Annotated in this window: 10 protein-coding genes and 1 pseudogene; all 11 read left to right on the top strand. The window is 47.3% G+C overall.

What is annotated here, in order from left to right; all coding sequences use genetic code 11:
- The first annotated feature begins 44 nt into the window (after positions 1-44).
- Positions 45-218 carry a cysteine-rich KTR domain-containing protein gene (locus tag LI164_RS11570; protein ID WP_011528024.1) on the top strand — a complete coding sequence of 58 codons (174 nt, stop codon included), beginning with the start codon at positions 45-47 and terminating at the stop codon, positions 216-218.
- A gap of 489 nt (positions 219-707) precedes the next feature.
- Positions 708-1,217, top strand: coding sequence for a sigma-70 family RNA polymerase sigma factor (locus LI164_RS11565; protein ID WP_000872511.1), 510 nt, complete (start codon positions 708-710; stop codon positions 1,215-1,217).
- 94 nt (positions 1,218-1,311) lie between these two features.
- Entirely contained in the window at positions 1,312-1,737 is a 426-nt protein-coding gene (locus LI164_RS11560) for a sigma-70 family RNA polymerase sigma factor (RefSeq protein ID WP_000323896.1), read from the top strand.
- A gap of 83 nt (positions 1,738-1,820) precedes the next feature.
- On the top strand, positions 1,821-2,294 hold the full coding sequence (locus tag LI164_RS11555; RefSeq protein ID WP_000323521.1) for a sigma factor-like helix-turn-helix DNA-binding protein: 474 nt from the start codon (positions 1,821-1,823) through the stop codon (positions 2,292-2,294).
- Positions 2,295-2,447: 153 nt separating this feature from the next.
- Positions 2,448-3,479, top strand: coding sequence for an AAA family ATPase (locus tag LI164_RS11550; RefSeq protein ID WP_001170965.1), 1,032 nt, complete (start codon positions 2,448-2,450; stop codon positions 3,477-3,479).
- Positions 3,480-3,997: 518 nt separating this feature from the next.
- A complete protein-coding gene (gene mobV, locus LI164_RS11545) occupies positions 3,998-4,963 on the top strand; it encodes a MobV family relaxase (protein ID WP_001145977.1) in 966 nt (321 codons plus the stop codon).
- Between the two features lie 7 nt (positions 4,964-4,970).
- Complete coding sequence (locus tag LI164_RS11540; protein WP_000743701.1) at positions 4,971-5,825, top strand: ParB/RepB/Spo0J family partition protein; 855 nt, start codon at positions 4,971-4,973, stop codon at positions 5,823-5,825.
- 76 nt (positions 5,826-5,901) lie between these two features.
- Positions 5,902-6,132 (top strand): YdbC family protein, encoded by a 231-nt coding sequence (locus LI164_RS11535; RefSeq protein ID WP_000659121.1) that lies wholly within the window; start codon positions 5,902-5,904, stop codon positions 6,130-6,132.
- Between the two features lie 70 nt (positions 6,133-6,202).
- Positions 6,203-6,394, top strand: coding sequence for a hypothetical protein (locus LI164_RS11530; protein WP_000503424.1), 192 nt, complete (start codon positions 6,203-6,205; stop codon positions 6,392-6,394).
- 53 nt (positions 6,395-6,447) lie between these two features.
- A pseudogene (locus tag LI164_RS11525) lies at positions 6,448-8,724 on the top strand (recombinase family protein); the annotation flags it as partial.
- A gap of 48 nt (positions 8,725-8,772) precedes the next feature.
- Positions 8,773-10,524 (top strand): FctA domain-containing protein, encoded by a 1,752-nt coding sequence (locus tag LI164_RS16170; RefSeq protein WP_227087176.1) that lies wholly within the window; start codon positions 8,773-8,775, stop codon positions 10,522-10,524.
- Positions 10,525-10,526: the final 2 nt, after the last annotated feature.

The raw sequence follows: 10,526 nt of genomic DNA, 5'->3' as shown, positions 1-10,526 counted from the left end.
CAAAAGTCATATAAAATGAGATTTGAAAGGATTAGAGACTAATTATGATGAAATGCGAATGGATATTGTGTCCTGTTTGTGGGAGCAAAACCCGTAATAAAATTAGGAAGGACACTGTTTTGGAGAATTATCCCCTTTATTGTCCAAAATGCAGACAAGAAAGCTTGATTAAAGTTGACAACTTGAAGATAACTGTCATCAAAGAGCCAGACGCTTAAGACGCAGAGCCGATGAAATTGTGGAACAATTCACGAATCATCGGCTCTTTTTGTTTCGTATTTGAAAGAACAAACTCACCAAATAAAAAAAACGATATTCGGGTGGGTTATTTTGTTATACCCTAAATTACCCTCTGAATTTGTTTTTAAATTTGGAGGGATTTTTTTATGTTCTTTTTTCGGGCGGTTATTCATCTGCTCATACGAAGTAAAATTTATCAATACATAGCATATCAGAGAATGGCAGGAAACCAGTTAAAAAAATTTCTGCCAGTGCAGCGGTACTTCTCACCTTGAAAGTGGAAGTACAATCTCCATACAACAGAATTTGTATTTCCCATAACCGTGAAGGTCACAGAGCCTTTGCGGTTTTTCTTTTGTCGTTTTTTGTTGGAAAGTGCCGCAGGGCTGTTTCTGGTGTGCGTTGCCGCTCCCCGCCTCTCCATCTGGATTTTTACATTTCAAAAATTCAGATTGGAGGTATTAGCGGTGAAATACGCACCAAGAAAAGTATATATCAAAGAAAGCGGCGGCTATGTGGAACTGTCCTATACGGATTTCTGCCGCCGCAGGCAAGCCGACAAGGGATATATGGACAAGCTGTTTATCCCCGTCCAAGGTTGTCTGCTTGAAGTCGTAAGGGAGCAATATGCGGACTTCTACCGTGACAGGGAGCGGTGGCGTTACCTGCAAAAATTAGATGCGAGGAACAGCCTGCTATCTCTGGACGGATTTACGGACAGCGAGGGGAATCCTCTGGACTTTATCGCTGATGAAGCGGCGGACATTGCGGAAACCGTTGTCAATGCTGTTATGGTGGACAGGCTGAAAGCCGCCCTGCCTTTGTTGTCGGATAGTGAGCAGGAGTTGATACAGGCAATCTTTTTTGACGGACTTTCCGAGCGTGAAGTCGGGGCGAGGTTAGGCATAACCCAGAGCGTTGTGAACAAACGCAAAGCCAGAATCCTAAGAAAACTAAGAAAGATAATAGAAAATTAAAATTTAAGGCGTTCAGCCCCCTTGTTTTTTCCTTTGGGAAAATGAGGGGGCTTTTCTCTGCCCTCTCAATCAATTCTGATTGGAGGAAGAAAGAATGGCATACAACCACGGACGGGAGGACAGGAAATGGCGTATCTGGAAAGAAGCGGAGGAAAAGCTGCTGCGTGAGTGCGGCGTTGATGAAGTGACCATTGAGCAGATACGCATAGCGGACAGGGCAGACTTCAATTCCAACAGGCGGTTTTACCGATGGACGAATGACGTTGCGGAATACCTTGAGGACATGGCAGACAGGGAGCGGCAAGCGGAGGTGAATACAGTTGCGGAGTTACTGGACGAGATTGAGAGCGAAAATCTCTATCAAGTATTAGTCACGGTGGACGGGCGTACCTTGAAAATCGTCCTGCTGAAAATGCAGGGGTATTCCACAAAGGAGATTGCCCCACTTGTGCATTTGACGACTGGTGCCATCTATGCGAGGTTAGACCATCTGCGGAAGAAGCTTCGGAAAATTTTGTAAGCGTCTAATACATCCCATTATTCTGCGGGCTACTGGGTGGGGAGTGGAATCTCCCCGCTTATTTTTGGCAGGAGGAAAACGGGATGGCATATAAAGCTAAGGCGTACACGCTTCGGGAGGAATCCACGGAAAGCGGTATAAGGTATTTTATCAGTTTTAAGGACGGGCAGGGGGAACACCACGAACTGGAAGTATCCGAGCAGTTATTCTTTGAATTTCGGCAGATGGAACGCAGGAACAGGAATCTTCTCCAATGGGACGAGCGGCACAGGGAGTTTTCGGAAGTATGGGACGAAACGCTGAACAGGCGGGCGTTAAAGCTGCCTAAGAGCATTGAGGAACAAATGATTGAAGCAGAACGGGCGGAACTGCTCTGTAAGGCGGTTGACAGACTGCCAGAGATACAAAGGCGACGTTTCCTGCTCTACTACGAGTATGAGTTCAATTTTTACCAAATCGCCGCTATGGAGCATTGCACCGCTTCTGCAATACAGAAATCCGTTGCTGTTGCAAAGAAGAAAGTAAAAGCGGAAATGAGGAAATATCTCCAACCATGACCGACACCGCCCGAAAAAGAAATCTGTTTTTTATTTGTGTGGGATTGGCGGTATTACATACTCTCACTTTTTTCGTGGGAGTAAATCTATTTTTAAGGAGGTCAACGCCTATGTGCAACAAAAACAAGATAACTGCCCGAAAGGAGGAAACCCATGCAGAAGTTACAGACAGTCAACGCCGAAACGCTCCTTTATGAGCCGCTTGAGAAGCCGTCCTTTGTGGTGGACAGCCTTATCCCCACAGGCTTGTCGCTGTTCTGCGGCTCACAGAAGATAGGCAAGAGCTGGCTCATGCTGAAGCTGTGCTTATGCGTGTCGCAGGGAATCCCCTTATGGGACATGACGACAATGGAGGGCGATGTGCTTTACCTCTGCCTTGAGGACACGTTCTGCCGCATACAGGACAGGCTGTTCCGTTTGACGGACGAAGCGAGCGGGCGGCTTCATTTTGCCGTGGCAAGCTGCAAGCTGTCAGACGGTCTTATCGTGCAGCTTGAGGATTATCTGAAAGACTATCCAGACAGCAGGCTCATTGTCATTGATACCTTGCAGAAAGTCCGTACAGCTTCAAAAGACAACGCCTATGCAAGCGACTATGGGGACATCTCCCTAATCAAAGATTTTGCCGACAGGCACTCTCTGGCGGTCATTGTCGTACACCACATCCGAAAGCAGAATGACAGCGATGTGTTCAACAAGGTGTCTGGGACGACAGGCTTAACGGGGAGTGCGGACGCTACCTTTGTTCTGGAAAAGGAGAAACGGGCATCTGACACCGCCAAGCTGTATGTAACGGGCAGGGACACGCCCTATCAGGAATACACGCTCCGTTTCCGTGATTGCAGTTGGGAACTTGTGGAGAGGAAAACGCAGGAGCAGCTTGCGAAAGAAACGATACCAGATGTCCTTTTTCGGTTGGTGGATTTTATGAGGGATAAGGAAGAATGGGCAGGCACGGCAACGGAGCTGTTAGCCGCTATGGGGGAAACGGAAACCATACCCACGGTGATTACGAAATGGCTGAATGAATATCACACCACATTTTTAAGCGAGAACCGTATCTGCTACCAGTACAGCCGCAGGAAAGACGGCAGGCAGATTGCCCTTGCAAGGAGGGCGGGTGACAGCGGTGACGGCGGTGACAGCGATATTGGGATACCCCCTGTTACTGTCATTGACGCTTAAAGCCATGTAAAGTTGGCGGCTCTGCCCTGCGGGTGACAGCGGTGACGGCAGTGACAGTGATTTTAGGATACCCTGCCGCTGTCATCCCTACGGGAGAACACCCCGCAAACGCAAAATGCAGGCGTGGGATTCACCCGCCCTTTTCGGGCGTGTAAAATCACCCCTGCGGTCAGAAAAATCTCTCCGATTTTTCCGACTGCGTTTACAGGGTGTAACACACTACACTTTGCCCTGCAAAGAGCCGTGTGCCAGACGTTCCCTCTGGACTCCCTTATGGCAGGTCTTACGCCCTGCTATCCTACGCCTTGCGGCTTCGGATAAAAGAACGGCGGCATGACGGTTACAGCTCTTGCGAGGGAGTATCCCAAAAACACCGTCACCATCGTCATGACCGTCATGCAGGGGATAAGGGTGACAGTTACGGCAATCGGCAGGGGGCATCCCAAAACTGCCGTCACCACCGTCACCGCTGTCACCCAAAGGGCAGTTACCCGCCGAAGAAAGGAAGATGATGGATTATGCCCTATGCAATCCTGCGTTTCCAGAAACGCAAAGCGGGCGGCGTTGCGGCTTGCGAACGCCACAACGAGCGGAAGAAAGAAGCCTACAAAAGCAACCCAGATATCGACATGGAACGCTCTAAAAATAACTATCATCTTGTCGCACCGCCAAAGTACACCTATAAGAAAGAGATTAACCGAAAGGTAGCCGAAGCAGGGTGCAGGACAAGGAAAGACAGCGTGATGATGGTGGAAACGCTCATCACGGCTTCACCAGAATTTATGAACCAGTTACCGCCCGAAGAACAGAAAGCGTATTTTACGATGGCTCTGGATTTCATTTCGGAGCGTGTCGGGGAGCAGAATATCCTCTCCGCAGTCGTCCACATGGACGAGAGAACGCCCCATATGCACCTCTGCTTTGTGCCGATTACACCAGACAATAAGCTGTCCGCCAAAACAATTTTAGGCAATCAAAAGAGCCTGTCGGAGTGGCAGACCGCCTACCATGAGCGGATGTCCTCACGTTGGAATCAGCTTGAGAGAGGTCAATCTTCGATGGAAACCAAGCGGAAACACGTCCCCACATGGCTCTATAAGTTGGGCGGCAGGCTTGATAAGCAGTATGGGGAAATCGTGTCTGCCCTGTCCGACATCAACGCCTTTAACGCAGGGAAAAAGCGTGACAAGGCTCTGGAACTGGTTGCCGCATGGCTGCCCGAAGTGGAGAAATTCTCTAAGGAAATCGGCAGACAGCAGGCGTATATCGACAGCTTAAAGGAGCAAATCGGGCAGGAAGCCGACTATGCAGGGCGTATGCGTGATGAAAAGTACGAGCAGGAATTAAAGGTGCAGAAAGCCAACCAGAGGATATTTGAATTGCAGAGAACCAACGAGCAGATGGGGCGGCTGCTCTCAAAGATACCGCCAGAAGTGTTGGAAGAATTACAGAGAACAGGCAGAAACAAATCAAGAGAAAGGTAAAAAGTGAATGAAGAAACAGGATTTTAAGGTGTTAAAGACCAAAGATTTATACCCGTTTCCCGACAATCCGTTTCATGTTGTGGAGGATGAAACGCTGTCAGAGTTAGCGGAAAGCATCAAGGAATTTGGCATTGTCACGCCGATAATCACACGCCCGAAAGAGGACGGGAACGGTTATGAAGTGATTGCGGGGCAGCGGCGTGTCCGTGCGTCCGAACTTGCAGGTATAAATACCGTGCCTGCATTTGTCCTGCCCTTAGACCGTGACCGAGCCATCATCACCCTTGTAGACAGTAATTTACAGCGTGAAAATATCCTGCCATCGGAGCGGGCGTTTGCCTACAGGATGAAATCCGAAGCCATGAAGCGGCAGGGTTTCCGCACAGACTTAACCTCGTCACAAGTTGTGACGAAGTTGCGGACGGACGACAAAGTGGCACAGGGCTTCGGCGTGGGCAGGATGACCGTCCAGCGTTTTATCCGCCTGACGGAACTGATACCGCCGATTTTGCAGATGGTGGACGAGGGGAAAATCGCCCTCACACCTGCGGTGGAACTGTCCTTTTTGAAGAAAGACGAGCAGGAAAATCTCTTTGCCACGATGGAGAGCGAAGAAGCAACGCCCTCACTCTCACAGGCACAGCGGATGAAAAGCATGAGCCAGAGCGGGCAGCTTGACATGGATATGATATTTTCCATTATGACGGAGGAAAAGGGAAACCAGAAAGAAACCTTGAAAATCAACACAAGCAAACTGAAAAAATACTTTCCGAAGGACACAACGCCGAAGCAGATGGAGGAAACCATCATCCGACTTCTGGAACGTGAGTTGCAGAGAAAACGGAGCAGGGACAGCCGCTAACCTTCTTTTTTCGGGAAGTAAATGCAGGAATTTGGAACAGAAGAAAGACAGAATTTTAAGGAGAATGAGGTAAGGAATGAAAGAAATCCAGTATGAGATTGTAAAGGAAATCGCCGTATTGTCTGCGAGTGACAGCGGCTACACAAAGGAAATCAATCTTATTTCATGGAACGGGAGAGAGCCGAAATATGACATCCGCAGCTTTTCCCCGAACCGTGAGAAGTGCGGAAAGGGTATCACGTTGAACGCTGATGAAGCAGCGGCACTCCTTGAAGCATTACAGAAAGAAGTAAACAGCGGGGATTGATGGTATCTGATTGACAGGGCGGGGCGTTTCCAGACGTTCTCCTGCCCTGTCTGGAAAGGAAGATTTAAGTATGGGCGAGGATAGGAAAACAACTGGAAGAAGAAAGCGTATTGTGCCAAAAGGGCAAGTACAAATGATTATCAGTCGAGAATATATCGGCACACAGACCGTTGCAGAAGCGTTTGTCCCGATTATCTCCGAGGATATTCGGAAGAAGATTGCCGAGGGCGACACCTTCGACAATGAGGGGCTGTCCGCTTAGAATGTACGCAATGGAACATGAAAACGTTAGGACAGATATGGAGGTTTTACAGTATGGCAGGAATAAGAACGGAGAACAAGATTTATGAAGTCGGCATTTACTGCCGCTTATCAAAGGACGATGGCACGGATAACGAGAGTGCGAGCATTGCGACACAAAAATCCATCCTCACGGATTATGTGAAAAGGCAGGGATGGCATTTAGCAAAAACGTATGTTGACGATGGCTACTCTGGAACAAATTTCCAAAGACCAAGTTTCCAGAATATGATTAAGGACATTGAAAACGGGCTGATAAACTGCGTGATTACAAAAGATTTATCCCGTCTGGGGAGGAACTATCTTGATTGTGGGTTATATCTGGAAGTCTTTTTCCCAGAGCATAACGTGAGGTATATAGCGGTCAATGACGGCGTGGACACCTTAAACAAATCCGCTATGGACATCACGCCTTTCCGCAACATCCTAAACGAAATGTATTCTGCCGATGTGTCAGTCAAGATAAAATCGGCGTACCGTGCGAGGTTTCAGCAGGGGAAATTCATGGGAACAACAGCCCCTTATGGCTATGTCAAAGACCCTGCCGACCACAACCATCTGCTGATAGATGACAAAGTTGCCCATGTGGTAAGGGAGATATTCGACCTTGCGTTAGCGGGCAACGGCATCGCCAAAATCCGCAAGCACATCAACAAACAGCATATCCTACGCCCTGCCGCTTATGCGGTGGAGCAAGGGGCAACAGGCTATGAGCGGTACTTTGAGGATAACGAGGAAAACCGTTATATTTGGAGCGAGAACAGCGTGAGGGGCATTTTAAGAAGCCCGATATATGCGGGCAACCTTGCAGGCTACAAGCGGATTGCAGCCAACATGAAAAGCAAGAAACGCCCCTCTAAGCTGCCCGAAGAATGGGAAGTGATACCAGACACCCATGAGGGGATAGTCACGCAGGAGGAATTTGACACCGTACAGCAGCTTATGACGAGCCGCAGGCGGGAGCAGAACGCAGGGGGATTTGAGAATATCTTTTCGGGCGTTATCAAGTGTGCGGACTGCGGCTATGCGATGCGGGCGGCGAGTGCCAACAGGAGGAAACGCCCCGACATCATCGACTGCGTACAATACACCTGCAATAATTATGGCAGATATGGCAATGTTATGTGTACCGCACACAGCATTGAAGCGAGGGACTTATTCAATGCCGTCCTTGCCGACATCAACCGCTTTGCGGATATGGCGGTCAATGATGAAAAGGCGGTCAGAGCCATAGAAAGGCGGCTCACGGAAACAGACCAGAGCAGGGCGAAATCATTAGAGAAAGAAAAGAAGAAGCTGAACAAACGCCTTGCGGAGCTTGACAGGCTGTTTTCCTCTCTCTATGAGGACAAGGTAATGGAGCGTATCACGGAGCGGAATTTTGAGATGATGTCGGGGAAATACCAGAAAGAGCAGCTTGAAATTGAAGCACGGCTGAAAGAGGTAACGGAAACGCTCAATGACAGCTATGAGAAATCGCAGGGCGTGAGGGACTTTCTATCCCTAATCCGCAACTATCAGGGGCTGAAAGAGTTGGACGCAACCATCATAAACGCACTCATAGACAAGATACTTGTTTCGGAACGTGAGAAACTTGCGGACGGGACAGTAAGGCAGGAAATCAAGATTTACTATAAATTCATCGGCTTTGTCGGTGAATTACATATCACACCCACAAAGCGGTGGACGGCGTTAAAGCCTAAAAATTGTACGGTGTGCGGTGTTGAATACGTCCCCAGCTCTGGAATATCAAAGTATTGTCCCGCTTGTGCTAAGAGGATACAGAGGGAGAAATCAAACGAGAGCAAACGCAGGAGTAGGGAGAGGAACCGAAGGGCATGTATTGAACTGTCCGCAAAAAATGACCGACTGACACTGACCGGAGATACGGCACTTAGAGGAACAAAGACTCTAAAAGGACGGGATATGAAGGAGAACGAAGCTTTTGAATTCATGCTGACAGCAGGTGATGACAGCACGAAGAAAGCCATTCAGGACGGTGAGGTGACGATTGCTCAAAATGGAGACAAAGCAGTTGTTGCTGGTGCAGAAGACGGCGTAACAACAGAATTCCAGTTTGGCGATGTTACATTTACAAAGGCAGGAAATTATACATTTGACATTAAGGAAAATGTTCCGCAGACACAGGCAGGAGGCATGACTTACGACGCACACACAACAAAAGTGACAGTTAATGTAGTGCGCGATACAGAAGAATTTGCGAAATTAAAAGCTTCCGTTTCTTATAATAATGGCACAGCCGGAACTGCAACAGATAAGGCTGTATTTGAAAACAGTTATAGCAGTTCTACAGAAGCAGAAGGCGGAACAAGTGCAGAAATTAAGGCAAACAAGATTCTGAATGGCCGGCCGATGAAAGCAGGGGAGTTCCAGTTTAAGCTGGCAACACGTCTGGCGAATGGAAGCAATGGAACAGTAATCCAGGAAAAACAAAACCAGGAAAATGGAAATATTTCTTTTGATTCATTGAAGTATAAAACTTCCAATACCGCAGCCGGAAATACTGCAATTGTACTTAGTAAAGCGGTAAGTGATGGCTATGCTGTAAAATCAACAGATCAGAATGGCAACACAGTGTATACACTCAATTATAGAATTTATGAGGAGACAGCAGAAGGAACTCTTCCAAATGGAGTAAGCGCTGTAACGAACTCTTATGATTTTACGGTGACAGTAACAGACAATGGTAATGGTACGCTGACAGCAGCGACCAATTATCCGGAAGACAAGAATAAGTTTGAGTTTGTGAACCGGTACGGTGCTTCCGAGGTTCCGGTGGCGATTACAGGAAGTAAAACTCTGTCATATGAAGAAGGACTGACACCGGACAGTATTGCAAGAAAGTTCACATTTACACTGGAGGCTCTGACGGAAGGAGCTCCGATGCCGGAAAATACGACAGCCGTAAATGATGCGGCAGGTAATGTCAACTTCGGACAGATTCCATTTGCACTTAGTCAGTTGGAAGGTGTGGCACCGGACGAGAATGGAACGCGAACAAAGGAATTTGAATATAAGGTTACAGAATCAGGAAGTGTTTCCGGCGTGACAAATGATACTGGTGCATCAACAGGCAAGACCTTCAAATTGACATTGCATGATGACGGAGAAGGAACTCTGACCGTGACAAGAAATCCGTCAGACGGCCCATTGTTCAGTTTTACCAATACTTATAATGTCAATGAATTAGCAACCAGTATCACAGACCAGATTAAAATTAATAAGAGCCTGACAGGAAGAGAATTAAGAGACGGAGAGTTCCAGTTTGAACTACTGGAAGGAAGCAGTGTAATTGCAACAGGAACCAATGATGCAGACGGAACTGTCACATTTGATAAGATTACATACACGAAACCGGGAAATCATCTTTACACAGTGCGTGAAGTGAAGCAGGGAGAATCCGGAATTACTTACGATGATCAGACCTACATGATTCATACCAAGATTACAGATAATGGTGATGGAACGCTTAAGGCAGAACATCAGGTGCTGGCAGGAATCGGTGAAGATGACCAGATGATTCCGGCAGAAGAAAATGCAATTACTTTCCAGAATAGTTATAAGGCAGAACCGGCAAATGTAACAATTGAAGCTGTCAAGAAACTGGAAGGAGGAACTCTGAAAGAGGGGCAGTTTACATTCCAGATTAAGGATAAAGATGGAAAAGCAGTTGCGGAGGTTAAAAATAAGGAAGATGGAGCAATCCGTTTTGAAAATCTGGCATTTGATTCAGAAGGTACTTATGAATACACAATTTCAGAAGTAAATGATAAACAGACCGGTGTTACATATGATGAAAACGTGTACAAGCTTACGGTTAGTGTGACAGATGATGGAAGTGGTGTGTTGTCAGCAAAAGTAAGTGGTGATAAAGCGACATTTATAAACCACTATAAAGCAACAGATCCAAAGACAGATCCGAAGTCAGACACAAAACCGAAGACTTCGGCTTCAGATGCGAAGGATAAAGTTCCGGAGACGGGAGATAGCAGTCCTATTGCATTGTATCTGGTTCTGGCAGTGATTGCAGCAATGTCAGGAGTGCTGGTAGTGAGAAGAAAAAATAAATAACA

Origin of the sequence: Dorea sp. 210702-DFI.3.125, from assembly GCF_020560945.1 — a bacterium.
Taxonomy (GTDB): domain Bacteria; phylum Bacillota; class Clostridia; order Lachnospirales; family Lachnospiraceae; genus Dorea; species Dorea formicigenerans.
The sequence above is the reverse complement of the archived record's forward strand: the minus strand, read 5'-3'. Positions and strand labels throughout refer to the sequence as shown.